The organism is Rossellomorea sp. NRS-1567, from assembly GCF_050467885.1.
Taxonomy (GTDB): Bacteria; Bacillota; Bacilli; order Bacillales; family Bacillaceae_B; genus Rossellomorea; species Rossellomorea aquimaris_C.
On the sequence record NZ_JBITPL010000024.1, the window covers coordinates 326,353 to 352,906 of the forward strand.

Genomic DNA, 26,554 nt, shown 5'->3' on the forward strand with positions numbered 1-26,554 from the left:
ATCAGCCTTTTCCCCTTTCCTGTCTTCAATCTATATATGTATTACGGATATCCGTCACATTCGGTTTCGTTTTTTGTAAATATCGTGAAGTACATGGCGATGGGAGGATCAGGTTTATCGACCGTTATTAAGATTTATCAACCTTTATTCAGTTTTATCAACCGTTAAAAAGATTTATCGACCGTACTTTCAATATACCAACCTTATTTTCATTTTACCGACCGTTCTACATGATTCGACTAATTTCTGTGACACCTCTACAGTCCTATCCCTCAACAAAAAAAGAACTAACCAATAAGGTTAGTCCTTCTCCTCTTCTATTCATAAATGTGCAAATACGTTTCTTTACTGCCAGGCTTCTTCACGATCAGTGCTTCCGGTCCATAGGATGATGACACGAGGAGTTCCACGTCCCAGGTGTCCGGCGTCTGCTTGCTGACCATGTCGGAAAGATGCTGGGCAAATCCGATGGTTTCTGCTTTTCCTTGAAAGGACAGGGCTACCTCGAATTTCATATTGGACAGTTTCTGGTTCTGATAGAGTGCTTGTCCCGTCAGACCCGTGTAAACAGGAAAGTATTTTTCGATATCCGTTTTCAGCTCATTAAATACTTTGTAATCGTTTGGATGATTATCCTGGGCTTCCGGAGAAGGGAATAAGTAGAATTCTTCATTAATCCCTTCCCAGTTTTGGATGCTGCTTTCGTTTGCTTCAACGGTTGTGTAGGCGAAGAAGTGACCAGGGACGACCTGTTCTTTTGGAGCCTGTTTATAAAGTGAGATCATGATCGGAACGTTTTGAAGTTCTTTTTTCTGACGAAGACGATTGAGGACTTCGTCGGCAATTCTCGCTCCTTGTTCCTTTAAGACTTCATTGCTAATGTTTTTGACTGTTCTTGTTCCAGATGAGAGATTGGTTTCGTATTGAACCGAATTCAATGATAGAGAGATGGCTACTCCACCCAGATGAACCTTGTTGTCTTCTTTTTTCATCAAGTAATTATGTTCAATCACATGGGCTAAGTAGATCGGTGTATTCTCACCTTCCGTCTGGACAGGATTCAGCCCCACATTCTCAGATTCTTGAAGTCCTTTTTCTTTCAGCTGTTCACTTGTATATTTTCGTTGAAGCCAGCTATCAACTGTTTTCTTTGTGAGGAATTGTCCCTCTTTGAAAAAATATTCATCCGTTGAGAAACGATTTTGGGCCACCCTCAATAAGCCCGTTTCGATTTCATTGATATCATATCTTGATCCTAAATCATTGACGACGACTCCTCGGGTTTTACTCGTTTCATATGGAAGCATCGTCTTATAGTATTCCTTGGATATCTGGAAGCTTGGAATGATCGCTTTTTTTGCTTCGCTATCTTGATTTTCCTGAACGACCTGATCCTGCTTTTCAAATGTCGGAGCACAGCCCCCTAGTAACAATAGTGCGGAGAGAGCGACCGAAATCCCTTTTTTCATTACTCGTTACACCTCTTATCGGTTAAGTTCTTCCATCAGCTTGTCCTCATCCCATACTTCAATGTTCAACTCATTGGCTTTCGCAAGCTTTGATCCTGCTTCTTCCCCTGCGATGACAAGATCGGTTTTCTTGCTGACACTGCCAGTGACTTTTCCACCGAGCATCTCTATCTTTTCTTTTGCTTCATTTCTGCTTAATCGCTCAATTTTTCCGGTTAATACAATGGTTTTCCCTGCAAAATAAGAGTCGACTTCACTTGCAGCTACCGGCTTCGGTCCTTTGTATTCAAGATTCACACCGGCATCCTTCAGTTCCTGGATCAGTTCTTTCACTTCATCATTTTCAAAATAGGCCACAATGGCATCAGCCATTTTATCGCCGATTTCGTTTACATTGGTCAGCTCTTCTTTGCCCAGGTTCATTAACTTATCCATTGATCCGAACTCTTGAGCCAATGTTTTCGCCGCTTTTGCTCCAACATGACGGATTCCAAGTCCAAAGAGCAATTTCTCCAGAGAATTGGCTTTTGAGGCTTGAATGGCATCCAATAGGTTATCCGCGGATTTTTCACCCATGCGCTCCAGTTGAAGAAGTTGATCACGTTCTAATCGGTATAAGTCTGCCACATCTTCAATCAATTTCTCCCTGAATAACTGACTGATCACCTTTTCTCCCAAACCATCGATGTTCATGGCATTTCTGGATACAAAATGAATCAGACCTTCCCGGATCTGTGCTGGACATTTAGGGTTTATACAGCGAAGGGCTACTTCCCCTTCAAGTCGGACCAGCTCACTTTCGCATTCAGGACAATGAGTAGGCATATGAAATTCCTGTTCGTCACCCGTCCTCTTGTCTTCTAATACGTTGACCACTTCAGGGATGATGTCTCCGGCTTTTTTAATGACGACATGATCGCCGATTTTAATATCTTTTTCTCTAATAAGATCTTCATTATGAAGGGACGCACGTTGAACGGTTGTACCAGCGACACGTACAGGCGCAAGTATCGCCGTTGGTGTCACCACGCCGGTACGGCCAACACTCAGTTCAATCTCTTTTAGAACGGTTACCACTTCTTCAGCAGGGAACTTGAAGGCAATTGCCCAGCGTGGACTTTTCGCTGTCGTTCCGAGCTGTTCCTGCTGCTCCAGTGAATTGACTTTAATCACGATCCCGTCAATGTCATACGACAGATTCGGACGTTGATCGGTCCATTTGCCGACAAAATCAATGACTTCTTCAATTGTCGCACACTGCTTCCGTTCAGGATTCGTTTTAAATCCGAGACTGTCTAATTTATCTAACCCTTCACTGTGAGAGTCAATCCCCGTATCTCCAATATCCGCTAATGCATATAAGAAGAGATCGAGATTTCGTGATGCTGCGATTTTAGGATCGAGCTGACGGAGGGAACCTGCAGCTGCATTGCGGGGGTTGGCAAAAGGCTCTTCCCCTTTTTCATCTTTGATTTTATTTAACGCTTCAAAGGAACCTTTAGGCATAAAGGCTTCCCCACGAACTTCAAAGGAAATCTTTTCAGAAATCTTCAAGGGAATGGAACGGATGGTCTTAAGGTTTGATGTAATATCTTCTCCTATCGATCCGTCTCCCCTTGTCGCCCCTTGAGCGAAGACGCCATCTACATAACGAAGGGAAACAGCCAACCCATCGATTTTCAGCTCACATACATAAGAAAAGTCATCTCCTACGGCTTGACGGACGCGACGATCAAAGTCACGCAAATCCTCTTCGTTGAAAGCATTCCCCAAGCTGAGCATCGGCGTTCGATGTTCGACTTTTTCAAAGGCATCCAATATCGCTCCACCGACACGCTGAGAAGGTGAATCGGATGTTTTCAAATCAGGAAATTGACCTTCCAAGTCGATGAGTTCTCTCAGTAGCTGATCATACTCAGAATCGGAAACAGATGGCTTATCAAGAACATGATATTCATAGTTATACTGATTTAATAATTCATGTAGTTCGTTAATACGGTTTTCGGCTGATTGTCGATCCATTTCCACAACCCTTTCCTGCTAAAGTGTTCAGAATGATTGAGTTAAGCCGGGAGTGGACTTCCCTCCCGACTTTAGATTGTTACGCTTTTTCTATAGGTGCGAATTTGGCAAGAAGACGCTTGATTCCCATTGGACTCGGGAACGCAATATCGAGCTCTACACTGTCTCCGGATCCTTTCACACTGACAACCGTACCTGTACCCCATTTCTTATGCTGGGCTTTGTCCCCTACTTGCCATGCAACTGATTCTCCACCGGTAGTCGTTTGAACCGGTCGTGAAACGGGCTTACGCGGGGCAGGACGCGTTGGTGCTTTCGCCGCTGATTTCCCGAAAGGTGTGAAGGCACTCTTCTTCTCTGCCATCACGTCATCCAACAGTTCAGCTGGAATTTCCTGAATGAACCGGGACACAGGGTTCATCTTCGTCTGCCCGTAGAGTGTTCTCATTTGTGCATTTGTTAAATAGAGCTGTTCTTCTGCACGGGTGATCCCTACATAAGCCAGGCGGCGTTCTTCTTCCATCTCATCTTCTTCCATAAGGGAACGACTGTGTGGGAAGACCCCTTCCTCCATTCCCATCAGGAATACGATAGGGAACTCAAGACCTTTTGCAGCATGAAGAGTCATCAGAATAACCGAGTCTTTTGGCTGATCATCTTCATCAAGCTTATCGATATCCGCCACTAATGCCAGATCCGTTAAAAATGCGACAAGACTCTTGTCATCGTTGGACTGTTCGAAGCTTTTCGTTACAGACAGGAACTCGTCCAAGTTCTCCAAGCGGCTTTGAGACTCGATCGACTTTTCTGCTTTTAACATATCGATGTAACCGGATTTCTCCAGTATTTCTTCTACAAGTTCTGTTACAGACAGATATTCCTGCATGCCTGTATAACCTTTCACCATTTCCTTGAATTCAATGACGGCTTTCGTGATTTTCGGACTTAGGCCGATAAAATCCGCTTCTTCCAAGGCACTGAACATGGAAATATCGTGATCCTGTGCATAACGGGCAATTTTATCTATTGAGGTTGCTCCTACCCCCCGCTTTGGAACGTTGATGACACGCATAAGGCTGATGTCATCATCCGGATTCGAGATGAGTCTCAGGTAAGCCAAAATGTCCTTGATCTCTTTCCGGTCATAGAACTTGATGCCGCCGACGATGGAGTATTCAATATTTGATTTTAAAAGAACTTCCTCCATCACACGGGACTGAGCGTTTGTTCGATAAAGAATGGCGAAATCGGAATATTTCCTCTTACCGCTTTCCGTCATTTCTTTGATTTTACCTGTCACAAATTGAGCTTCGGTCTGCTCGGTATCCGCTCTGAAATACGAGATCTTTTCGCCGTCATGATTTTCTGTCCATAGATTCTTCGGTTTACGATTGGAGTTCTTTTGGATCACTTCATTCGCCGCCTGCAGGATTCTCTTCGTTGAACGATAGTTTTGTTCAAGGAAAATAACGGTTGCTCTTGGATAATCCTTTTCAAAAGAAAGGATATTGGCAATGTCCGCACCGCGCCAGCGATAAATCGATTGATCCGAATCCCCGACTACACACAAGTTCTGAAAGCGGGAAGCCAGCAGTTTCACGAGCATATATTGAGCTCTGTTTGTATCCTGATACTCGTCGACGTGGATGTATTGGAACTTCCTTTGATAGAACTCCAGGACTTCCGGTACACGTTGAAACAGTTGAATCGTCGTCATGATGAGATCATCAAAATCCAACGCCTGATTCTTACGTAAACGCTTCTGATATTCTGTGTACACATCAGAGACAACTTGATCGTAATATCCCCCTACCTGTTTGGATAATTCTTCGGGAGTCGTCAGCTCATTCTTCGCAGAGCTGATGGATCCCAAGAGCGAACGGGGATCAAATTTTTTCGGATCAATATTCTTTTCTTTTAAAATCGCTTTGATCACCGACTGCTGATCGGTAGAATCAAGAATCGTAAAATTACGGTTCATCCCGATGCGATCAATATCACGGCGAAGGATTCTCACACACATGCTGTGGAAGGTTGAGATCCAAATGTTATCGGAAGCCCCGCCCAGAATGTTTTCAATACGGTCCTTCATCTCTCTCGCTGCTTTATTTGTAAAGGTAATCGCCAAAATATTATAAGGATTGACTCCTTTTTCCACCATCAGATACGCAATTCGATGCGTCAATACTCTTGTCTTACCGGAGCCTGCCCCTGCCATGATCAGTAACGGCCCTTCTGTCGCCTTCACAGCTTCTGCCTGCTCAGGATTCATTCCATTCAACAATCGATCAGTCAAAAATTGCATACTCTCACACCACCATAACGAACGTACGTTCTATATTTGTATTTCTATTATATCCTATTTAGGGACGGACCTCCAGTTCAATCCTTATCCTTTAACTGCTTTTACCGTCTTTAACGCTTCTTTCAAATTGTCATATACAGCATTTCCTACTACGACAACATCTGATACTGCAGCCATTTCCTTCGCCTGCTGGACGGTTCTAATGCCGCCACCGTAGAATAATGTTGTGTTTTCCAGGGAATCTCTGACCTCTTTCACCGTTTCAACATCGCCATATGTACCACTGTACTCCAGGTAAAAGATTGGCAGGTTGAACATTCTTTCTGCCATCATGGCATATGCTGCCGCGTCTTCACTTGAAATATCTGTATCGGCCTCCGTAACCTGTGCCGCCTTACAGTCTTTGTTTAATATACAATATCCTTCTACAAGGATTTCATCCCAATTCATGATTTCCCCATATTCCTTTACAGCCTGGTGATGCAAACCTGTCACCCAGTTCATGTTCGAACTGTTCATCACCATCGGAATGAAATATAAATCGAAGCCCGGAGTGATCGACTCCAAATTAGATACCTCCAGAATACAAGGAACAGTATATCGTCTCACTCGTGCCATCAAATCAAGAACCTTTTCAAGGGTTACACCGTCCGTTCCCCCTACAATAATGGCGTCTGTTCCTGATTCACATACAGATTCTAAATCTCCATCATCGATTGTCTTATTCGGATCTAGTTTAAATACATGGCTCCACTTTTGGACATCATACATGCTTTGTTCCTCCATTCATACATCCATCTCACGTATTATATCATTTGTGGAAAAGAGTCGCATTAACTGTTCAGTTGTTAAACTTTGTATGAGCTGAGGGCGCTGAACCCCCGCCACAAAAAAATAAAGACCGCTCTCATGACGACAGCGGTCCCTTCTATTATTTTTCTTCCTGATGCACCCGATCCAATACCAGCTCGTAGGCATCATTTCCGTAGTTTAAGCAACGTTTCACACGGGAAATGGTTGCGGTGCTTGCACCTGTTTCGGTTTCAATCTTATGATAGGTTTTCCCATCCTGCAGCATACGAGCTACTTCAAGGCGCTGTGCAAGAGATTGAATTTCATTGATTGTGCAAAGGTCATCGAAGAAACGATAACACTCTTCAAGATCTTGTAGAGATAGAACAGCATTGAATAACTGATCCAGCTCTTTGCCTCTTAATTTATTTATTTGCATTAAAAAGACTCCTTTTTCCATCTATTCTTGATATGATACCGACCCCGCCAAGCCTGGAGAACTTGGAATGATATTGATCCACGTAGATCCTTTTCGCAAACTGACAGGTTTATTATTTTCGAAAGGTAGAATTCTGCCATCTACGTTCTTCCACTGAACTTCCCGGAGCTTTCCTTCTTGAATCAAGTACGCATTCCCGCCGGATTCAAAATCAATGTTTCGTCTGCCAGCATCGTCGACTATTTTATGAGACGCTTCCACTATAAAGAGATTTTCTACTAAAACAGGGTCTTCGGAATCGTAGTCAATGGTTTGTTCGCCATTTGAGTAACGCTCGTATTTGCCCTCTTCTTCGTTGAAATCATACACTACGTTAAACAGCGGATTATTGTTATATGATATCATGACAGATTGAGATCCTTCTCCGCTTACCGGACCTTTATCACTAAAGTTTAATGCTTCCGGCGGACGTTCCATATCAAAGTCGTTCTGCTCCGCTCCCTCTTCGATATGCTCAAAGGAGATATAGGAGTTATGAGGAGCCTTACGGAAGCTTGCACGCTTGAACAGCGTTCCATCATATTTCATGCCGTTTAAATTGTCAATGAAGCCGCTAGTCAGCATTCCCTGTGCTTCTGGACTATATCCATGGGCAACATATAGACTATCATATCCTTTGGCAAGCTCTACATAGTAATCTCTGGCACTTCGTACAGGACCGATTTCTTCAGGCTTTTGGCTTTGATATATCGCCAGGAATCGAGTGACATCCCCTTCTGCCAGGACTTCATACACAATATCTGCTTTTGAAAGGCCTGATTGGGGACGCGCCTTCGGGTGATTATTCACCATGACAGCAACCGCTCGCGCCGTGGATTCTTTCTCTTGTACCTCACCTGTTAACGGTGATTGGTTTTTCTCTTCCGTTTCTACGCCTGTCTCAACCGGAGTTGCAGCTTCTTTATCAGATTCTTTCTTTATCTCTTCGTCTGAACTACATGCGACAAGTGTAAACGAGCTTAAAGCAATGATCAAAGCTCTTTTCAGCATGTTTTTTGACACCCCTATTTTATAGAAATCCTTTTCCCTATACTTTACTATTTTAACGCATTATCGTTGGAAAGAGTACCGTTTTCTTCATTACATCATAGATTCCCTTTTGTGTCATCCGTATATAAGGCAGATGAGTGGACTGAAGGAATAGCAGTGTATAAATGGGATCCGAGAAGCGATATCCTCTTTCTTTTAACAAACCTTTAAGTATTTTTTCTTCCTCGATAAGGTCCGGCATCTCTTTATGAGAGAGCAGGCCGCTTAATGGAAGTGGTATTTCGTGAAGGACTTCACCCTTCTCCGTCAAAACAATTCCGCCTCCGATTTCTTTCATTCGTTTAAAGGCAGCAATCATATCTGACTTGTTCTTACCAATTAAGATGATGTCCCCTGTATTCGAATAGGAAGAAGCAAAGCCCATGACACCCGTTGAGAATCCTTTGATCATAGTGCTGATTCTCCATTCTCCCTTTCGATCCAGAAGCATGAGGAACGATTGATCATGATCAAGATTCAGCTCCTCCATAGATGGATTGATGGATATGGAATAAGGCTTGGTGATGACATCATTCACCATTTCAATTCCAAAGGGCATGGAAAACTGGAGGTCATCGTAGTCCACTTCCCAATTCAGGGATAATGGTTTAAATCCGTTTGTCGCCCAATTTATTTCTGTGGAATCTTCTATTTGCTCTCCGTCTCTCTGTACCCACTCCCCTTTTGAGAGAACGGACTTCGGGGTTGGGTCATCAATTGACGAGAGGAAGTTAATATTTGCCACTCTGCCTGTAGCGATCATCCCATGCAAATGAGTGAGGTGATAGTAATTGGCGACGTTGTAGCTAGCCATATTATATGCTTCGATTGGTGGTACGCCCTTATCAATCGCCATTTTTATCATGAAATCCAGTACACCTTGTTCATAGAAGCCTGGTGTGGATCCGTCTGTTGTAAACAGTAAGGAATCATACGAATCGATGCCTTTTTCTTTTAACCCGTCTAAAAGCACCGGTAAATCCGGTCGGATGGATGAATGACGCAATGTGACGGTTAGTCCTTGAATAAGGCGCTTGTATACATCCTCACCCGTCATAGCTTCATGATCACCATCGATTCCTAACAAACGGAGCTTGGCAATCGTTTTATCAGAGGATCCCGGCAGATGTCCTTCAATGACCTTGCCCATTCTTTTCGCTTCCTGCATCCAGTGAAGAATCAGATCATCTCCCTGAAGCAGTCTCGGCCAGGCGGTCAGTTCTCCTCCCTGAAGTACGGAGTCATGTTCCAGCCATGATTTCACTTCTCCATTCGAAAAGGTTACCTCTTCATTCTCCATCTCCGTTTGAGAATCGAATCTTGTCCACCAATACATCGTGACGGGCATTTTATTAAACTCTCCCAATAAAGAAAACGCTTTCTTTTTTTCCAATTGCAAAAACATCATCAGGTTATCATTTACGAATGTCGTTGTACCGGTTTGGGATGCATACTTGGAAAAAGATTGGGGATTATAAAGCTGAAACGGATGTACATGCGGTTCGATATATCCTGGAACGAGGTACTGTGAGTCACAGTCCACTATTTCGCATTTCTCAAGGTTTTCCGGGAGCTGATCGCCTGTATAAACAATTCGATCATGGTAAACCCAAATGTGTCCCTGCACCCATTTCTTTAGAGTCGAGTGAAGGTACGTTGCATTCTTTAAAAGAATGCTCGGAGATATTTCTCCGTTCAGTACTTGTACATGTTCTCTTAGTTGTTTGTTCTTCCATCTGTAGCGCTGTTCCAATGTGAACACTCCTCTAGTGGAATGGTATTAGTTTAAGTTTCATTTTATGTTAACATATTTTACTATTTAACGCATTAACGGTTTACAACAATTATGTGAATTTTCTATTAAGGAGGAGTTTACAAATGAAAGTATCATCAAACATCGGGATTATCAATGCCCTTATCCGCATCACCGTTGGTTTCACAATTTTGGCCTGGAGTACATCAAAGCTTGCGAGACGCCCTTGGCGGGACTCTTATCTCGTGATGGCTGTGATCGGAGCCATGAAAGTAGGGGAAGGAATTCTTCGCTACTGCCCTGTTACAGCCTTATTTGAAAAAAGCGCAGAGGGAAATGGCGGAAGCGGTGGATTTGGCGGTTTCAAAGCAAAGGATATGATGAACTTTAAAGACATGCTGAAATCCGACAAATCAACAGATCACAAAGATCACCACCCAACAAACGAACACAAACAAGACCCCCTGGACAATACCAAAAAAGAATCCAACTTCAATCCCGAAGAACTCACCAACAAAGATGTCCAGGCAGCATTAAATGGTGATAAAGGGACGGACCTTCTTTCTTAGGGACATCATGAGTGTATGGGTGCATAAATTCCCTTCTGTCTCCCTATTTAAAGGCATTTTCACCTGATTTAACCCCCGCTAATAGCAAGAGTGCCAAGGTCCGTCCCTCAAATGGGTTAGACCTGGCACTCATGTTTAATATTTTTATAAATAAAGGAGTTGCTCATTTATGTTTTGGGAATATTTAACGGATATGTCTTATGTGTTGTTTTCCCTGATTGGCGGCATTATTGCCATTGCTTTTGTTTATGTTCGCAGAACTAGGAAGAGACGTGTTCGATAGCTTTCTTCCCGATATCTCTTCTGTAGAACAACCCATTCCAATCCACCTTATCTAATTCTTTATACACTTTTGCCTGCGCTTTTTCCACAGAAGCTGCAGAAGAAGCTACAAGTAACACTCTCCCACCATTTGAAACAAGGGCAGCTTCAGCATTCTGCTCGGTTCCAGCATGGTATACGAGGGTTTCTTCATCCATTGACTCTTCAAGATTCGGAAGGGCTATTCCTTTTGCATAATCACCTGGATAGCCATCAGCCGCTATTACAACTCCAAGAACAGCATCTTGAGACCATTCTAATTGCACAGGCTTCCCTTCAATCATGTTCTTCACAACAAGGCCAAAGTCAGAAGTCAAACGCGGCAGTACGACCTGGGTTTCCGGATCGCCAAATCGCGCATTGAACTCGATGACCTTTGGACCTTCACTTGTGAGCATCAGGCCTGCGTAAAGAATGCCGGTAAACGAGCGATTCTCCTTTACCATCGCTTGAGCCGTCGGATACAGAACAGTTGAAATCGATTCTTGCACGACATCGTCCAAAATATGAGGTACCGGGGAATACGCCCCCATTCCGCCTGTATTCGGTCCCTGATCTCCATCGAAAGCACGCTTATGGTCCTGTGCAATCACCATCGGATAAACGGATTCACCATGTACAAAGGCCATCAAAGAAAACTCTTCCCCAAACAGACACTCTTCCACTACCACTTTAGAAGAAGCATCACCAAACTTTTCATCAAGGAGCATTTCTTCCAATGCACTGATTGCTTCTTCTTCTGTTTCAGCAACCACGACGCCCTTTCCTGCAGCCAATCCATCCGCCTTCACGACAATCGGAGCGCCAACTTCTCTTACATATTCGATTGCTTTCTCAACCCTTGTGAACACTTCATATTTAGCCGTTGGAATATTATACTTTTTCATTAATTCTTTAGAGAACGATTTGCTTCCTTCTATGATGGCCGCTTCTTTGGTCGGTCCAAATATGTGCAGATCCTCTTTCTGAAAACGATTTACGATACCATCCAATAATGGGTTTTCAGGACCTACAAAGGTATAAGCGATATGCTCTTTTTTGGCAAAAGCAATGAGATCATTCACATCGGATTCACTGTATGGAAGATTCGTCGCAACGCTTGCAATACCTGCATTCCCGGGTGCACAGAACACTTCTGTCACACTTTCACTTCCCGCTAACTTCTTACATATGGCATGCTCGCGACCACCGCGACCGATAACAAGTACTTTCATCTTGAAAAGCCCCCTTTTTAAGAAAACCTCTCCTACCTGAGTTGAAGATGGGGAGAGGTTTTATGTGGAATGGATCTATGGTTAGGCGGGGTTAGAGGATATGGAAGTGGGTATGAGCTTGGCTGAGGTCCGTCCCTCAACCCCCACTCTGACTAATCACCCAGTTCCCAACAAGTCGTTCCCCCACGTGGTTTATATGTTAATTTCACAAAAACTTCTTTCTATGATTGGAGGTCCGTCCCTCAAATTAATGTTTGAAGTGGCGGATTCCTGTGAAGACCATGGTGATGCCGTGTTGGTCGGCTTTTTTGATGGAGTCTTCGTCCCTGATGGAGCCTCCTGGCTGGATGATGGCTGTTACGCCTGCATTGGCAGCTGCTTCTACGGTGTCGTCCATTGGGAAGAATGCGTCAGATGCCATCGCTGCCCCTTTGGCTTTTTCCCCGGCTTGTCCGAGGGCTATGTTTGCAGCACCTACTCGGTTCATTTGTCCTGCCCCTACTCCAACCGTCATATAAGCATCCGTTACAACGATTGCGTTGGATTTCACGTGCTTCACAACTTTCCAACCTAATTTCATGCTTGCCCACTCTTCTTCTGTTGGCTGACGTTTTGTTACCACTCTCAGATCCGCATCATCAAGGGAAAATGTGTCATCCGCCTGAACCAGCAATCCACCTTCAACCGTCGTTAATTTACGCTCGATGTTGTTTGTGGATTCAAAGGGAACCGTCAATAAGCGGATATTCTTCTTGCTTGAAAGAATCTCAAATGCTTCATCGCTAAAAGCAGGAGCGATGACGATCTCCAGGAAAATTTCATGAAGCTGCTTGGCTGTTTCTTCATCCACGATGCGGTTCAGAGCGACAATCCCTCCAAAGATGGATGTAGAATCCGCTTCATACGCTTTCGAGAAGGCTTCATTGATGGTCGAGCCAACGCCGACTCCACACGGATTCATATGCTTCACTGCAACAGCGGCCGGTTCCGTAAACTCTTTCACGATTTGAAGTGCAGCATTCGCATCATTGATATTATTATAGGAAAGCTCTTTTCCATGAAGCTGTCTTGCCATGGCTACAGAGAATTCAGAGCCAAGTGGCGCACGGTAGAAAGAAGCCTGCTGATGAGGATTTTCTCCGTAGCGCAGTGTTTGTTTTAACTCGTACGTTCTTGTAAAACGCTCTGGGTTTTCTTCACCTGAAATGTCTGTCATGTACTCAGCAATGAACGCATCGTAAGCAGCCGTATGACGGAACACTTTAGCCGCCAGCTTACGACGTTTTTCTAATGATAATTCTCCTTGAACCTTCAACTCCGCAATGACTTCATCATAGTCTAGCGCATCCACTACCACCGTTACATATTGATGATTTTTCGCTGCCGCTCGCAGCATCGTTGGACCGCCGATATCGATATTCTCAATCGCTTCCTCTACGCCGACATTCGGTTTAGCGATGGTTTGTTGAAATGGATAAAGGTTGACACATACCAGGTCGATTCCTTCGATTCCTTGTTCCTGAAGTTGCTGGCGATGGCTTTCTTCACCGCGTTTTGCGAGGAGTCCACCGTGGATATTGGGGTGAAGTGTTTTAACGCGGCCCTCTAATATTTCCGGGAAACCTGTTACTTCCTCTACTCCCATCACTTCAACGTCACTTTCCAGAAGAAGCTTCTTTGTTCCACCTGTCGAAATGATTTCGTACCCAAGTGACTTTAATTCTTTAGCAAATTCGATTACTCCGCTCTTATCTGAAACACTGATTAATGCTCTCTTTTTCAAAGTATGATCCTCCTCTGCCTGCTGTATTGCTGATTTTATTTCATTATTTGGTTGAATTTGAGATGGATTTGAGGGTTTTCATAAAATTTCTGGGTGGAAAGGCAGAGTGTGGTTTATGAAACAGTGTATCTGGGCTGTTTTGTTTACTCATTGCACCCGTTTAGATGAGTGTTGTACCACTTTCAGCGTTTGTTGTGCCACTTTTGAGCAAACACGTGCCACTTTCAGCGTTTGTTGTGCCAAATTGTGAACACCGAACCCAGCCTTTACCGTATGCCCACGCCCCACTGCTCTCCCCATTACTTTAAATGAAACCAAACCCAAGGTCCGTCCCTCACCACTTTACCACACTACCATGATAAAGCAACCACCTTTTCCCGGCTTTAGTAGCCTGTGGTAAGAAAGAGGTGGTTGAGGGTGGTTGGATACAAGTGGTGTTCGACGTGTTGGATTTTGTCCTGGAGTGATTGTTTGGTTTCGCCTGTTGTGACCCGGACGATTTCCTGTGCGATGATTTCGCCTGTATCCATGCCGGCGTCTACATAGTGGATGGTGACGCCGGTGATCTTCACTCCACCATCGATGGCTTGCCCGATGGCATCTTTTCCTGGAAAGGATGGGAGAAGAGAAGGGTGGATATTCACGATCCGTCCTCCGAAGCTTTCCAGTAAGGTAGGACCAATCAATCTCATATACCCTGCTAATACAATAAAATCAACACCCAAATGAGCCAGCTCATTTAGGATTTCCTGTTCAAATGCCTGCTTGCTTTCATAATCTTTAGCCCGAAAAACGAAAGTAGGGATCCCTGCTGATTGGGCGCGGTGAATCACGAACGCTCCCGGTTGGTCACATACAAGAAGTCTGATATTCGCTTTCAGTGTTCCACTTTGAACAGCATCTACCAATGCTTGAAAATTACTTCCGCTTCCTGATGCAAAAATGGCAATCTGTCTCATGACTCGCCCCCGTTATTGACTTGCTCACCCTTCATTTCAACGAACGAAACGTACTCCATTTCCAGTGGTCACACGTCCAATGATAAAGGCTTCTTCTCCCTGTTCGTTGAAAAATTGAAGAATGTCTGCTGCTTCCTTTTCTTCAACCGCTAACACAAATCCAATTCCCATGTTGAAAATGTTGTACATTTCGCTGCGGGGAATTTCTCCATAGTGTTCAAGGGCAGTGAAAATGCTTGGAATATCCCAGCTGCCTTCTGTAATGTCTGCTTGCAAATGATCCGGCAGCATACGCGGAATATTTTCAATGAATCCACCACCTGTAATATGGGACATTCCCTTGATGGAGAATTGTTTCAGTGCCGCTAATACTGGTTTCACGTAAATCTTGGTTGGTGTAAGTAACGCTTCTTTTAGTGTGGTCCCGACTTCCGGTAATGATTCTTCCAAAGAGAACGACTGATTTTCGAAGAATACTTTTCGCACTAAAGAGTACCCATTACTGTGTATACCACTGGAACCCAGTCCGACTAACACATTTCCTTTAGAAATTTTTTCGCCTGTGATGATCTCTTTTTTTTCACAAGCCCCTACTGCAAAGCCGGCGATATCATATTCTTCCTCGGAATACATACCCGGCATTTCAGCGGTTTCGCCTCCGATCAAAGCGCAGCCCGCCATTTCACATCCGTCCGCAATACCTTTTACAATACCTTCTATCTTCTCTGGAAGTGCTTTTCCAGTCGCTATATAATCTAAGAAATACAGTGGTTCCGCACCTTGAACGACAATGTCATTCACACACATGGCCACACAATCAATCCCGATCGTATCGTGTTTGTCTGCCATGAACGCAAGCTTCAGCTTCGTACCGACTCCGTCTGTACCTGATACAAGAACAGGCTCTTTTAAATTCAAAGAAGATAAATCGAACATTCCGCCAAAACTGCCTAATTGACCAAGAACCCCTTCTCGAGCGGTTCTTTTCACATGCTTTTTGATGCGGTCGACTGACTCGTATCCCGCTTCAATATCTACTCCTGCTTGACGATACGCATTTGCCATCATGATTCCCCCTATTTCACTAACTCTTTTTCATGTGGATGAAGTGTATCCGGGTAGATTTCGGTTGGATACTTCCCTGTAAAGCAAGCCAAGCATTGACCGCGATTTTCTGACGAATCATTTCGGTCGATCGCTTTTAACACACCATCTGTACTCAAGAAGGTCAGAGAGTCGGCTCCGATGATCCGGCGCATTTCCTCCACTGAATTGGAAGAAGCGATCAGCTCTTCATGAGTCGATGTATCAATGCCGTAGAAGCAAGGGTTCTTGATTGGCGGCGAACTGATGCACACATGAACTTCCTTGGCTCCCGCTTCTTTCAACATGCTGACGATTCGTCTACTTGTTGTTCCGCGAACGATCGAATCGTCTACCATTACCACGCGTTTCCCTTCTACCACTCCTCTGACTGGTGAAAGCTTCATCTTCACACCTTGCTCACGAAGAGATTGAGAAGGCTGTATAAACGTGCGGCCTACATAACGGTTCTTAATAAGACCCAATTCGTACGGAATTCCTGATGCTTCTGCATAGCCGATCGCACTTGAAATACTGGAATCAGGTACACCCGTTACAACGTCCGCTTCAATCGGTGCTTCTTTCGCAAGTTCCATTCCCATTCTTTTTCTGGCGGAATGAACGTTGATTCCTTGAATGTTGCTGTCTGGTCTTGAGAAGTATACGTATTCCATCGTACACATCGCATTTCCACCTGAAAAACTAAACCGTTCTGAGGTCATTCCCTCATCATTGATGATCACAAGCTCCCCCGGCTCGATATCACGGACAAATTCAGCTCCTACGATATCAAAGGCACATGTTTCAGACGCAACACAGTAAGCATCCCCAAGCTTACCAAGTGATAGTGGACGAAGACCGTGCGGATCCAGTGCCACCATCATCTCCGTTTCCGTCATGACAAGAAACGCATATGCCCCTTTTAGCATGGTCAGCGCATTTTTAACGCGGTCTTTCAATTGAAAATAACCGCTTCTTTTGATCAAATGCGCCAGCACTTCTGTATCAGAACTTGTTTGAAAAATACTCCCTTGCCCTTCAAGCTGGTGCTTTAAGGCGTTCGCATTGACGAGATTCCCGTTGTGAGCAAGAGCCAGTCCCCCATTCTGCGAGTTGAAAAGGAGAGGCTGAACATTCTCGTAGCCTCCACCTCCCGCAGTAGCATAACGGACATGACCAATGGCTGAATTCCCTTCAAGCTTCTCGATGGTTCCTTCTTGAAACACTTCCGTTACGAGGCCTTCCCCTTTTAAGCAACGTAACTTCTCACCATCCGAAACGATAATTCCAGTGCCTTCTTGCCCTCTATGTTGTAAACTATGAAGTCCATAATACGTAATTTGTGCAGCATTGGGGTGTCCCCAAATACCAAATACTCCACATTCTTCGTTTAAGCCTTTGATTTCAGCAGGCATGGGATCGCTCCTTTCCAAGCTGACTCTAATTCCTTCACGGATGCATGTAAGATGACTTCTCCATTTTCTGATGACACGTTGATTGCTCCATGATCCGCTACGTTTCCTACTACTTTGGCATCAGGAACAAGTTTCTCAAACTCGTCTTTGTTTTCAGGTTTGACTGAAACGACGAAACGGGATTGCGTTTCACTGAACAGATCTGCCACATTGTTTTCTCCGGAAACCTGAACGTTTGCTCCCAATCCTTTTGTTCCAAACGTGGATTCTGCAAGAGCGACGGCGAAACCACCTTCAGCGATATCATGAGCCGATGCCACAAGACCTTTTTGGATCGCTTCTAAAAGCTGCATTTGACGGCGAAGCTCCGTTTTTAAGTCAATTTTCGGTGCCTGACCGAAGATTTTTCCTTCTGTCAGCTTTTGAAGCTCACTTCCACCAAACTCTTCATGGGTTTCACCAATGACAAAGATATAGTCTCCGGCTTCCTTGAAGCTTTGAGTTGTAATATGATCGACATCCTCGATCAATCCAACCATTCCAACGACTGGTGTTGGATAAACGGCAGTACCCATTGATTCGTTATATAGGGACACATTTCCACCGATGACTGGAGTGGACAGCTCACGACATGCTTCACTCATCCCGTCAACAGACTTCTCGATCTGCCAGAAGATTTCCGGTTTCTCTGGATTTCCGAAGTTTAAGCAGTCCGTAATCGCCAGTGGAATCGCCCCTGAACAGACGATATTTCGTGCTGCTTCCGCTACTGCAATCTTTCCTCCGACCTCTGGATCCAGGTAAAGGTAACGGGAATTACAATCCGTTGTCATGGCAAGGGCTTTTCTAGTACCACGTACCCGTACGACCGCTGCATCAGAACCCGGACTTACAACTGTACTTGTTCTTACTTGATGATCATATTGATCGTATACCCATTCTTTACTTGCGATTGTCGGCTGCTGCAAGAGCGCCTTGAGAGTTTCTTTATGATCCTCTACTTTTGGGACATGAGTTTCCATTGCTTGAAACTCTTTATAGTAAGCCGCTTCTTGAGAGGGCTTGTTATAAACGGGAGCTTCCTCAGCAAGTGCATCAACCGGCACATCTGCTACGACTTCTCCTTTATGAAGAAGGCGAAGACGCTTATCATCTGTTACCTTTCCAATCGAAACTGCTTCTAAGTCATATTTTGAAAAAAGATCAACGATTTCTTGTTCGCGTCCTTTTTCAACGACGATCAGCATACGCTCCTGAGATTCTGAAAGCATCATTTCATATGCCGTCATGCCTCTTTCTCGCTGCGGGACAAGGTCAAGATTCATTTCGATGCCCGATCCTGCTTTACTTGCCATTTCAGCGGATGAACTTGTAAGACCAGCTGCTCCCATATCCTGAATTCCCACAAGAGCATCGTTCTTAACAAGTTCCAAACACGCTTCAAGAAGTAATTTTTCCATGAATGGATCTCCCACTTGAACCGCCGGACGCTTCTCTTCTGATCCTTCATTTAATTCCTCGGATGCGAAAGTGGCTCCGTGAATGCCATCACGACCCGTTTTTGCTCCGACATACATGACCGTATTACCGACACCGTGGGCCTGACCTTTTTTAATATCTTTATGGTCGATCAAACCGACACACATAGCGTTTACAAGGGGATTTCCTTCGTAAGAGGCATCGAATTGAACTTCCCCGCCGACTGTTGGGATTCCGATACAGTTCCCGTACCCGGCAATACCCGCTACGACTTCTTTAAATAGATACTGAACACGAGGAGAATCCAGCTCTCCAAAGCGTAAAGAGTTGAGGAGTGCGACAGGTCTTGCCCCCATCGAGAATACATCCCGTATAATACCTCCGACACCCGTTGCCGCTCCTTGAAAAGGCTCGATGGCTGACGGATGATTGTGACTCTCGATTTTGAACACCACTGCTTGATCGTCGCCAATATCAACAATTCCAGCTCCTTCTCCTGGTCCCTGAAGAACTCGTTCACCTGTCGTTGGGAATTTCATCAGTACAGGCTTCGAATTTTTATAGCTGCAGTGCTCTGACCACATAACAGAGAAAAGGCCGGTCTCTGTGTAGTTCGGTGTTCTTCCAAGGATGTTTTCCACCATTGAAAATTCTTCGTCTGTTAAACCCATCTCACGATAAAGCTGCTCTTCTTTCACTTTTGTTGAAGTTGGTTCAAGCATTAACGACATGTTTTTCCCTCCAGTGTTTCACAATCGATTGAAATAGTTTCTTCCCGTCTTCACTACCTAGTAAAGTGTCCATGGCGCGCTCAGGGTGAGGCATCATCCCAAGCACATTACCTGCTTTATTTGTGATCCCTGCAATATTTTCAACGCTTCCGTTAGGATTTTCATCCGTATAGGTGAATGCAATTTGATGGTTTTCCTTAAGTGTGAGCATGGTCTCTTCATCACAGAAGTAATTTCCTTCACCGTGAGCGATCGGAATTTGGATCACATCATTCTTTTCATAGCCATTCGTAAACATCGTCTCATTGTTAAGAACGGTTAACGGCACTGTTTTACAAATGAATTTCAAGCTATCATTCCTGCGCATGGCCCCTGGTAATAACCCTGTTTCAAGTAAAACCTGAAATCCATTGCATACACCAAGAACCGGCTTACCCTGCTCTGCCGCTTTCACGACCTCTTTCATGACGTTCGAGAAACGGGCAATCGCTCCTGAACGAAGGTAATCCCCATACGAGAATCCCCCTGGTAATAGAATCGCATCATAGTTTTCCAGATTATCAGCATCGTGCCAAACGTATTCAACTTCTTCACCGATTTCATCTTTGATCGCATGGTACATATCAATGTCACAGTTAGAGCCTGGGAATACTATTACTGCAAACTTCATTGAGCGACACTCTCCTCGATTTCATATCGGTAATCCTCGATAACAGGGTTGGCCAGTAGTCGATGACACATTTCTTCAACTGTCGCTTCGACGTTTTCAACAGTGGATGGAAGAGTCAACTCCATATACTTCCCGACGCGCACATCTTCAACATGTTTAAATTCCATTGAATGCAACGCTTGTTTCACAACACTACCTTGAGGATCTAAAACACTTTCTCTTAATGTGATATAAACCTTTACTTTGTACATAGCTTGTTTCCTCCTAAGCGTTCTAAAATGATTGAATATACTTCTGTTAAACTACCTAAATCTCTTCTGAAAACATCTTTATCCAGCTTTTGGTTGGTCTCTGCATCCCATAATCGGCATGTGTCAGGCGATATTTCATCCCCTAATAATATTGAACCGTTTCGATCTTTCCCAAACTCTAATTTGAAATCGACAAGCGTGACTCCCGCTTCTTGAAATATCCCTTGAAGGACCTCATTCACACCAAGAGCCATTTCCCTTATCTCAGTTCGTTCTTCTCGTGAAGCAATCTCCAGGTAATCAATGTGATCGTCTGTGATGAGGGGATCACCCAGATCATCGTCCTTATAGTAGAATTCGATGATCGGCTTTTGAAGGGGCGTACCCTCTTCTTTTCCGAGTCGCTTTGAAAGGCTTCCCGCTATCACATTGCGAACCACGACTTCAAGCGGGATGATACGTACACGTTTGACCAGCTGCTCATAATCCGATAACTGTTTAATAAAGTGACTCTGTATTCCTTTTTCAGCAAGCTTTGAAAATAGCAAGCTCGAAATCTTATTATTTAAAACCCCTTTGCCGTCAATGTCCGCTTTTTTCTCCCCGTTAAAAGCAGTGGCAGAATTCTTATACTGAATCCAAACAACATTCTCATCCTGTGTTGCAAAGATTTGTTTCGCTTTGCCTTCATATAAAAGTGTCCCTTTTTCCATGTGAAATCCCCCCGTTAACGTAATATTGCCAATCTTCAGTCTATATTTCCATAAAAAAAGGGAGGGATTTTACTAAAACCCCTGCCCTATTCAATTATCAGAAGGACTTATTCCACCAAGCCGCAACGTTCAAAGATCGTATCCACATGCTTCAAGTGATAGTTGTAATCGAAACAATCATCAATATCAGCCGGCGAAAGCTTGGACGTGATGGTTGCATCCTCTTCAATAAGAGAACGGAAGGCCACTTGCTTCTCCCATGCCTCCATCGCTTTCGGCTGAACCGTATCATACGCTTCCTCACGCGTCATCCCTTTATCGATAAGGGCTAAAAGGACGCGTTGAGAGTAGATCAAACCAAGCGTACGATCCATATTGCGCTGCATATTCTCTGGGAATACCGTTAAGTTCTTGATGATATTTCCGAAACGGTTCAGCATGTAATTAAGAGCAATCGTCGCATCCGGCAGGATCACACGCTCTGCAGATGAGTGAGAGATATCACGCTCATGCCATAGAGGCACGTTCTCATAAGCTGTCAGCATGTATCCCCTGATTACACGCGCCATTCCCGTCATATTCTCAGAACCGATCGGGTTACGTTTATGAGGCATGGCCGATGATCCTTTTTGACCTTTCGCGAAGAACTCTTCCACTTCTCGGGTTTCACTCTTCTGCAGGCCGCGAACCTCAACAGAAAACTTCTCGATGGAAGTCGCAATCAGTGCAAGTGTCCCCATGTAATGAGCATGACGATCACGCTGTAATGTTTGTGTAGAAACAGGAGCTGGCTTGATTCCCAGCTTTTCACACACATATGACTCTACGAATGGATCGATATTCGCATACGTTCCAACAGCACCGGAAATCTTCCCGAATTCCACTCCATCTGCCGCTGCCTTGAATCGTTCTACGTTACGCTTCATCTCTTCATACCAAAGGGCAAGCTTTAAACCAAAAGTAGTCGGTTCAGCATGAACTCCGTGCGTACGCCCCATCATGACCGTATGCTTATGCTCGATCGCTTTGTTCTTTAAAATTTCTACGAATCGCTCTAAGTCTTTCAGAATGATATCGTTTGCCTGCTTTAATTGATAAGAAAGAGCCGTATCCACTACGTCAGTAGAAGTCAGTCCGTAATGCACCCACTTTCTTTCTTCTCCAAGGGTTTCGGAAACCGCTCTGGTGAAAGCTACAACATCGTGTCGCGTTTCTTCTTCGATTTCCTTGATACGATCTACATTGAATCCGGCGTTCTCACGAATCTTCGCAACATCCTCTTTCGGAATGTCCCCGATTTCAGCCCACGCTTCACAAGCCAAAATTTCTACTTCAAGCCATGCTTGAAAACGATTTTCCTCTGTCCAAATAGCTCCCATTTCAGGGCGTGTATAACGTTCTATCATACCAGTCGTCCTCCGATCTTTTCTTGCACCTTCCAAATGCCAGCTTCGTTTATAGTCGTCAATGTCTCTTCGATATCATTTGTTAAAAGAGTGACGTGCCCCATCTTACGTTTCGGCTTTGGTACATCCTTTCCGTAAAGATGAATAAACCAATCTGGCTGCTTTGGAACAGCCTTCATAATAGGCTCGATATGCTCTCCTAATAGGTTAACCATCACAGCGTTCTTTAATAAGGTGGGTTGAACGAGCGGCCAGTTACATACCGCTTTTATATGTTGGGCGAATTGTGAGTAGTCACACGCTTCAATCGAATAATGACCGGAATTATGCGGTCTCGGAGCCAGTTCATTAATGTAGATGTCTCCATCCTCCGTCAGGAACATTTCAATCGCGAGCGTTCCCACAAGGTCAAGGGTCTCACTTATTCTCTTCCCCATCTCGATCGCTTTCTCTGCCACTTCTTCACTCACCCTTGCCGGAGCAATCGTTTCATGTAAGATGTTATCCACATGAATATTTTCAACTACCGGGAAGTTGGTTTGCTGCCCATCGGGATTTCGGGTCACAATAACGGATAACTCTTTTTCAAAAGGTATCCATTTCTCTAACACACATGGACCGCTCTCCAATAAAGCAGCAGCTTCTTCTACCCCGCTCTCTTCACGGATCACATATTGCCCTTTCCCGTCATAACCACCTCTGGATGTTTTCAGAACCACTGGATAGCCAAGCTTTTCTATATTATCATAGATGTCCTGTTGTTGTTTAATCACAGCATAAGGAGCTACTTTCACCCCTGCAAACGTAAGGGCTTCCTTTTCCATGATGCGATCCTGTGTAATGCGGATCAGCTCTGCCCCTTGAGGTAAATAGGCACGCTCCGACAACCATTTCAACGCTTCATAATCGATGTTTTCAAATTCATATGTTATCACGTCACACTCTTCTGCCAGTCTATAAAGGGCATCATACTGGTCAAAGCCGGCCGTGATTACAAGATCTGCTACTTGGGCACATGGTGATTGTGGTGCCGGGTCTAAAACCGCCACCCGAAAGCCATTTTGTTTCGCAGCAAGGGCCATCATTCGTCCGAGCTGTCCTCCGCCAATGATTCCGATCATCTGTCCTGGTAAAATCGTCTTCTTATTCAAGGTCATCACTGCTTCCCAACACCTTTTCCCGTAACGCGTCTCTTCTATTTTTTAAAGTAGCGGCCAAGCCTGTATTTTCTATCGAAAGGATTTGTGCTGCTAACAGTCCGGCATTTGTAGCTCCTGCCTTCCCGATCGCAACCGTCGCAACCGGAACGCCCCCTGGCATCTGCACGATCGACAGCAACGAATCCATCCCATTAAGGGCTTTCGATTGTACCGGAACCCCAATCACAGGTAATGTCGTCTTCGCTGCCACCATTCCAGGTAAGTGAGCGGCACCGCCTGCACCTGCAATAATGACTTTCACTCCTCGATCTCTGGCACCTTTTGCAAACTCAAACATATAATCAGGCGTCCTGTGAGCCGATACAACTCGTTTCTCAAACGGAATCTCTAACTCTTCCAATACCTCACACGCATGCTTCATTGTCTCCCAGTCCGATGTACTTCCCATGATTACTGATATCATAATGGTGACAGGCACCTCCCGTAGTTTAATCCCTTTTAACAAAAAATACCCAGATCAATTGTTCTCTACTTTTTGAGAGAAAGCAATTGATCTGGGTATTTTACAGAGAATGGTCCCGTTTTATCCGATAGGGTCCACAAACGAGCTCGTATCCAGACAGCTACTTTCCCTCATAGTCCGACCATTTACGGTAGTCAGGTAGAGACTCATGGGCCATATTCCCATTATTATATGAGGGTATTCGGTTTATTTGTCTCCATCATAACGTGATATCGAAGCTCTGTCAACGAATAATCGAACGATAATAAATGTCTGAAAATTAATGTTCGGATTTGAAGCGTTTACTCTTCAATCTTCTTCCCCTCAAAGACAATTGTCTGTTTAATAGGGACATACTCTGTTTTCTTTCCATCTTTTTGTTCTTCAAACACAGGTTTTTCCATCCGTCTTACCGGCATATAACCCATTTCCTTCATACGGTCTAAACAATCTGTAATCGTCTCATTCTCCTGCACTTCAAATAATAATTTCTTTTTGCTCATTCTTTTAATTTTCCTTTGCGAATATTTCGTACTGTCTTCACCCAGAACCCGCCATGAATCGCCTTCGGTTCATATGCAATGATAAATGCCTTTGGGTCAAGCTCTTTAATTGTATCATACAGCCTCATTTCATACTTTCGCGGAGTCAGGATCTGCAGGGCCATCCGGCTTCCTTCCAGTCCATTGGCTTCCCAGTTCGTCACCCCGTAGCCTCTTGCACGGAGTTCATTCGGAAGGGCCTTATCATACTCCTTCGTGATTACATTCACTGTAATATACCCTAGAGCCAGCTTCTCCTCGATTTTCATCCCCACAATCACACCGAGACCATAACCGACCGCATATGCAATCAGATTCTGAATCTCATTCAGGTTGTCCAGTACCAGTCCAAGACCGACAACATAAATCACTACTTCAAATGTACTCACAAAAGCTGCAATATATCGATAACCCTTCAACGTCAAAATCATTCTGATCGTAAAAAAGGATACGTATACAACATTGATGATCAAAATAATCGCTAACATCACAAAACTATTGTCTAACACCGAAATGCTCCTCTCTCCACTACTACTTGTAGTATGCTCAAATTAAGTTCCTATTTTACTAGAAAAATTCCATAATATGAACCACTTCAAGAAAAATTGCGAATGATTTTCCGATGACAATTTATAGAAAATATGAACTCCTACTTTGTGTCTTTCCTATTTTGACCTGAATAAAACAAAAAACGGCTTTATGGCAGCGTGTCATCGCAGCCATAAAGCCGTCTTGCTTTGCTATATTATATCGATTTCAACTTCTCAACCACTTCAGAAGGTTCCACACGATCTTTGTAATCGGCTTTCGTATATTCGTAAGCAATCGTTCCGTCCTGCTTGATAATATATGTTGCTGAAACAGGGAGCGTCCATGAATCACTATCATTCGCTTTCTCCAGATCCAGACCTTTTTCTTTGTAGATATCCACTAAGTAAGGTGGCAGCTTGTAAACTAACTTATACTTATCTGCCACTTTATTTCCTTCATCACTTAACACGAAATAATCCAATTCATTTTTCTCTTTTGTAGAAAGAGATGCATCAGGCGTTTGCGGACTGACCGCAATCAGCTCGGCACCTGCTGATTTAATGTCTTCCATTAGCTGTTGGTATGCACGCAGCTCCATATTGCAATATGGACACCATCCGCCACGATAAAACGTAAGGATGACCGGACCATTCTTCAGCACATCTTCCAGTGCGACTCCTTTGCCTGTCGCATCCGGTAATGTAAAGTTCGGTGCTTTCTCCCCTACACGAAGACCTTTACCATCATCAGAGCGCTCCAATTCGTTGATTGCTTTTCCCATTTTATCCTGTACTTCCTGAGATGCATTCTGCTTAAATTTAGAAATATATTCATTGTACTGTTCTAGCATGTTGGTTGCTGTCATTTGAAAAACCTCCCTTTAGAACTTGTTTATAGTATAAGAGCAGGTTATTCAAAAGAAAAGCGATGTGCTTGGTTGGGTATGGTGATGGAGAGGGATGGGTGATGGGTGATGTTGTAACGACTATTTTGTTTTCGAATTTGGGGACTTGGCAAGTTGTGAAGAGGGATGTGATAATCGGTAGTTAAAAGAATGGTAGAATTGCTCTTTTTACAAGTTTTAGTTGAGAATGAAAGAAATATAGCAAGACTCTATGAAAATTTAGTACTTTTAGTTTCAACTTGTAGAGAGTGCCCTTTATTTCGTTGATTCTTTGTGCCGGCTTAAATAATTGCGTCTGAATTGATAGTTATTGCGTCGTTTTATAAATTTATGCGTCATTTACGACAGTTTTTGCGTCTATTTTTTATTTTATTGCGTCTTTTTCCATATCCATCCACACACAACAAAGAAAGAGCAACCCCTAAGAGATGCTCTTTCTTCACATTTGCCTG

Annotated in this window: 25 protein-coding genes and 1 riboswitch; of the genes, 2 read left to right on the top strand and 23 right to left on the bottom strand. The window is 44.0% G+C overall.

Annotated features, from left to right (window positions below):
* Nucleotides 1-317: 317 nt before the first annotated feature.
* The 7 genes from ACIFOD_RS17980 to ACIFOD_RS18010 form a co-directional block, all read right to left on the bottom strand.
* Nucleotides 318-1,469, bottom strand: a complete 1,152-nt coding sequence (locus ACIFOD_RS17980; RefSeq protein WP_430315745.1) for a CamS family sex pheromone protein — start codon at nt 1,467-1,469, stop codon at nt 318-320.
* Between the two features lie 15 nt (nt 1,470-1,484).
* Nucleotides 1,485-3,491 carry an NAD-dependent DNA ligase LigA gene (gene ligA / locus ACIFOD_RS17985; RefSeq protein WP_430315746.1) on the bottom strand — a complete coding sequence of 669 codons (2,007 nt, stop codon included), beginning with the start codon at nt 3,489-3,491 and terminating at the stop codon, nt 1,485-1,487.
* Between the two features lie 79 nt (nt 3,492-3,570).
* Nucleotides 3,571-5,796 (bottom strand): DNA helicase PcrA, encoded by a 2,226-nt coding sequence (pcrA, locus tag ACIFOD_RS17990; protein ID WP_397553142.1) that lies wholly within the window; start codon nt 5,794-5,796, stop codon nt 3,571-3,573.
* 84 nt (nt 5,797-5,880) lie between these two features.
* A complete protein-coding gene (locus ACIFOD_RS17995; RefSeq protein WP_397553143.1) occupies nt 5,881-6,567 on the bottom strand; it encodes a heptaprenylglyceryl phosphate synthase in 687 nt (228 codons plus the stop codon).
* Nucleotides 6,568-6,727: 160 nt separating this feature from the next.
* Entirely contained in the window at nt 6,728-7,027 is a 300-nt protein-coding gene (locus ACIFOD_RS18000; protein ID WP_113968493.1) for a YerC/YecD family TrpR-related protein, read from the bottom strand.
* Between the two features lie 21 nt (nt 7,028-7,048).
* Complete coding sequence (locus ACIFOD_RS18005) at nt 7,049-8,077, bottom strand: DUF3048 domain-containing protein (protein ID WP_430315747.1); 1,029 nt, start codon at nt 8,075-8,077, stop codon at nt 7,049-7,051.
* 52 nt (nt 8,078-8,129) lie between these two features.
* Nucleotides 8,130-9,869, bottom strand: a complete 1,740-nt coding sequence (locus ACIFOD_RS18010; RefSeq protein WP_430315748.1) for an adenine deaminase C-terminal domain-containing protein — start codon at nt 9,867-9,869, stop codon at nt 8,130-8,132.
* 125 nt (nt 9,870-9,994) lie between these two features.
* Here ACIFOD_RS18010 and ACIFOD_RS18015 point away from each other — a divergent pair, with 125 nt between their 5' ends.
* Together ACIFOD_RS18015 and ACIFOD_RS18020 are read left to right on the top strand one after the other, a co-directional pair.
* Nucleotides 9,995-10,438, top strand: a complete 444-nt coding sequence (locus tag ACIFOD_RS18015; protein WP_113968490.1) for a YgaP family membrane protein — start codon at nt 9,995-9,997, stop codon at nt 10,436-10,438.
* Between the two features lie 193 nt (nt 10,439-10,631).
* Nucleotides 10,632-10,721 (top strand): EYxxD motif small membrane protein, encoded by a 90-nt coding sequence (locus ACIFOD_RS18020; RefSeq protein ID WP_348774862.1) that lies wholly within the window; start codon nt 10,632-10,634, stop codon nt 10,719-10,721.
* Here ACIFOD_RS18020 and purD read toward each other — a convergent pair.
* From purD to ACIFOD_RS18100, 16 genes are all read right to left on the bottom strand, one after another.
* Complete coding sequence (purD, locus tag ACIFOD_RS18025; protein WP_430315749.1) at nt 10,699-11,973, bottom strand: phosphoribosylamine--glycine ligase; 1,275 nt, start codon at nt 11,971-11,973, stop codon at nt 10,699-10,701. The genes ACIFOD_RS18020 and purD overlap by 23 nt on opposite strands.
* 247 nt (nt 11,974-12,220) lie before the next feature.
* Nucleotides 12,221-13,756: a bifunctional phosphoribosylaminoimidazolecarboxamide formyltransferase/IMP cyclohydrolase gene (gene purH / locus ACIFOD_RS18030; protein ID WP_430315750.1), complete on the bottom strand. Its 1,536-nt coding sequence runs from the start codon at nt 13,754-13,756 to the stop codon at nt 12,221-12,223.
* 147 nt (nt 13,757-13,903) lie between these two features.
* Nucleotides 13,904-14,056, bottom strand: coding sequence for a hypothetical protein (locus ACIFOD_RS18035; RefSeq protein ID WP_430315751.1), 153 nt, complete (start codon nt 14,054-14,056; stop codon nt 13,904-13,906).
* A gap of 83 nt (nt 14,057-14,139) precedes the next feature.
* Nucleotides 14,140-14,715, bottom strand: a complete 576-nt coding sequence (gene purN / locus ACIFOD_RS18040) for a phosphoribosylglycinamide formyltransferase (protein ID WP_113968768.1) — start codon at nt 14,713-14,715, stop codon at nt 14,140-14,142.
* A gap of 36 nt (nt 14,716-14,751) precedes the next feature.
* Nucleotides 14,752-15,780, bottom strand: a complete 1,029-nt coding sequence (purM, locus tag ACIFOD_RS18045) for a phosphoribosylformylglycinamidine cyclo-ligase (RefSeq protein WP_430315752.1) — start codon at nt 15,778-15,780, stop codon at nt 14,752-14,754.
* An 11-nt stretch (nt 15,781-15,791) separates the two neighbouring features.
* Complete coding sequence (gene purF / locus ACIFOD_RS18050; RefSeq protein ID WP_430315753.1) at nt 15,792-17,213, bottom strand: amidophosphoribosyltransferase; 1,422 nt, start codon at nt 17,211-17,213, stop codon at nt 15,792-15,794.
* Complete coding sequence (gene purL / locus ACIFOD_RS18055) at nt 17,189-19,423, bottom strand: phosphoribosylformylglycinamidine synthase subunit PurL (RefSeq protein ID WP_430315754.1); 2,235 nt, start codon at nt 19,421-19,423, stop codon at nt 17,189-17,191. The genes purF and purL overlap by 25 nt, the downstream gene beginning before the upstream one ends.
* Entirely contained in the window at nt 19,407-20,093 is a 687-nt protein-coding gene (purQ, locus tag ACIFOD_RS18060) for a phosphoribosylformylglycinamidine synthase subunit PurQ (protein ID WP_430315755.1), read from the bottom strand. Before purQ ends, purL begins: the two co-directional genes overlap by 17 nt.
* Nucleotides 20,090-20,344: a phosphoribosylformylglycinamidine synthase subunit PurS gene (gene purS / locus ACIFOD_RS18065; protein ID WP_397553152.1), complete on the bottom strand. Its 255-nt coding sequence runs from the start codon at nt 20,342-20,344 to the stop codon at nt 20,090-20,092. Before purS ends, purQ begins: the two co-directional genes overlap by 4 nt.
* Complete coding sequence (gene purC, locus ACIFOD_RS18070) at nt 20,332-21,057, bottom strand: phosphoribosylaminoimidazolesuccinocarboxamide synthase (protein ID WP_430315756.1); 726 nt, start codon at nt 21,055-21,057, stop codon at nt 20,332-20,334. Before purC ends, purS begins: the two co-directional genes overlap by 13 nt.
* Before the next feature lie 107 nt (nt 21,058-21,164).
* Nucleotides 21,165-22,463, bottom strand: coding sequence for an adenylosuccinate lyase (purB, locus tag ACIFOD_RS18075; protein WP_113968481.1), 1,299 nt, complete (start codon nt 22,461-22,463; stop codon nt 21,165-21,167).
* On the bottom strand, nt 22,460-23,620 hold the full coding sequence (gene purK / locus ACIFOD_RS18080) for a 5-(carboxyamino)imidazole ribonucleotide synthase (protein ID WP_430315757.1): 1,161 nt from the start codon (nt 23,618-23,620) through the stop codon (nt 22,460-22,462). Before purK ends, purB begins: the two co-directional genes overlap by 4 nt.
* Nucleotides 23,607-24,086, bottom strand: a complete 480-nt coding sequence (gene purE, locus ACIFOD_RS18085) for a 5-(carboxyamino)imidazole ribonucleotide mutase (RefSeq protein ID WP_430315758.1) — start codon at nt 24,084-24,086, stop codon at nt 23,607-23,609. The genes purK and purE overlap by 14 nt, the downstream gene beginning before the upstream one ends.
* A 153-nt stretch (nt 24,087-24,239) precedes the next feature.
* A riboswitch (purine riboswitch) is annotated at nt 24,240-24,341 on the bottom strand.
* Between the two features lie 86 nt (nt 24,342-24,427).
* Complete coding sequence (locus ACIFOD_RS18090; protein ID WP_113968479.1) at nt 24,428-24,628, bottom strand: NETI motif-containing protein; 201 nt, start codon at nt 24,626-24,628, stop codon at nt 24,428-24,430.
* Nucleotides 24,625-25,176, bottom strand: coding sequence for a DUF2179 domain-containing protein (locus tag ACIFOD_RS18095; RefSeq protein WP_430315759.1), 552 nt, complete (start codon nt 25,174-25,176; stop codon nt 24,625-24,627). The genes ACIFOD_RS18090 and ACIFOD_RS18095 overlap by 4 nt, the downstream gene beginning before the upstream one ends.
* Before the next feature lie 236 nt (nt 25,177-25,412).
* The gene (locus ACIFOD_RS18100) at nt 25,413-26,063 is read right to left on the bottom strand and encodes a peroxiredoxin-like family protein (protein WP_430315760.1); all 651 of its coding nucleotides are present in this window, start codon (nt 26,061-26,063) and stop codon (nt 25,413-25,415) included.
* Nucleotides 26,064-26,554: the final 491 nt, after the last annotated feature.

Excerpts from the sequence above, each read along its gene's own strand:
- pcrA (WP_397553142.1), bottom strand. The coding sequence starts at position 5,796 with ATGCAATTTTTGACTGATCGATTGTTGAATGGAATGAATCCTGAGCAG.
- purB (WP_113968481.1), bottom strand. The coding sequence starts at position 22,463 with ATGATAGAACGTTATACACGCCCTGAAATGGGAGCTATTTGGACAGAG.
- purD (WP_430315749.1), bottom strand. The coding sequence starts at position 11,973 with ATGAAAGTACTTGTTATCGGTCGCGGTGGTCGCGAGCATGCCATATGT.
- purC (WP_430315756.1), bottom strand. The coding sequence starts at position 21,057 with ATGGAAAAAGGGACACTTTTATATGAAGGCAAAGCGAAACAAATCTTT.
- ACIFOD_RS18020 (WP_348774862.1), top strand. The coding sequence starts at position 10,632 with ATGTCTTATGTGTTGTTTTCCCTGATTGGCGGCATTATTGCCATTGCT.
- ligA (WP_430315746.1), bottom strand. The coding sequence starts at position 3,491 with ATGGATCGACAATCAGCCGAAAACCGTATTAACGAACTACATGAATTA.
- ACIFOD_RS18100 (WP_430315760.1), bottom strand. The coding sequence starts at position 26,063 with ATGACAGCAACCAACATGCTAGAACAGTACAATGAATATATTTCTAAA.
- ACIFOD_RS17980 (WP_430315745.1), bottom strand. The coding sequence starts at position 1,469 with ATGAAAAAAGGGATTTCGGTCGCTCTCTCCGCACTATTGTTACTAGGG.
- purF (WP_430315753.1), bottom strand. The coding sequence starts at position 17,213 with ATGCCTGCTGAAATCAAAGGCTTAAACGAAGAATGTGGAGTATTTGGT.
- purQ (WP_430315755.1), bottom strand. The coding sequence starts at position 20,093 with ATGAAGTTTGCAGTAATAGTATTCCCAGGCTCTAACTGTGACATTGAT.
- purN (WP_113968768.1), bottom strand. The coding sequence starts at position 14,715 with ATGAGACAGATTGCCATTTTTGCATCAGGAAGCGGAAGTAATTTTCAA.
- ACIFOD_RS18000 (WP_113968493.1), bottom strand. The coding sequence starts at position 7,027 with ATGCAAATAAATAAATTAAGAGGCAAAGAGCTGGATCAGTTATTCAAT.
- purS (WP_397553152.1), bottom strand. The coding sequence starts at position 20,344 with ATGTACAAAGTAAAGGTTTATATCACATTAAGAGAAAGTGTTTTAGAT.
- ACIFOD_RS18090 (WP_113968479.1), bottom strand. The coding sequence starts at position 24,628 with ATGAGCAAAAAGAAATTATTATTTGAAGTGCAGGAGAATGAGACGATT.
- ACIFOD_RS17995 (WP_397553143.1), bottom strand. The coding sequence starts at position 6,567 with ATGTATGATGTCCAAAAGTGGAGCCATGTATTTAAACTAGATCCGAAT.
- ACIFOD_RS18035 (WP_430315751.1), bottom strand. The coding sequence starts at position 14,056 with ATGGGGAGAGCAGTGGGGCGTGGGCATACGGTAAAGGCTGGGTTCGGT.
- ACIFOD_RS18005 (WP_430315747.1), bottom strand. The coding sequence starts at position 8,077 with ATGCTGAAAAGAGCTTTGATCATTGCTTTAAGCTCGTTTACACTTGTC.
- purM (WP_430315752.1), bottom strand. The coding sequence starts at position 15,780 with ATGGCAAATGCGTATCGTCAAGCAGGAGTAGATATTGAAGCGGGATAC.
- purK (WP_430315757.1), bottom strand. The coding sequence starts at position 23,620 with ATGACCTTGAATAAGAAGACGATTTTACCAGGACAGATGATCGGAATC.
- purL (WP_430315754.1), bottom strand. The coding sequence starts at position 19,423 with ATGTCGTTAATGCTTGAACCAACTTCAACAAAAGTGAAAGAAGAGCAG.
- purE (WP_430315758.1), bottom strand. The coding sequence starts at position 24,086 with ATGATATCAGTAATCATGGGAAGTACATCGGACTGGGAGACAATGAAG.
- ACIFOD_RS18015 (WP_113968490.1), top strand. The coding sequence starts at position 9,995 with ATGAAAGTATCATCAAACATCGGGATTATCAATGCCCTTATCCGCATC.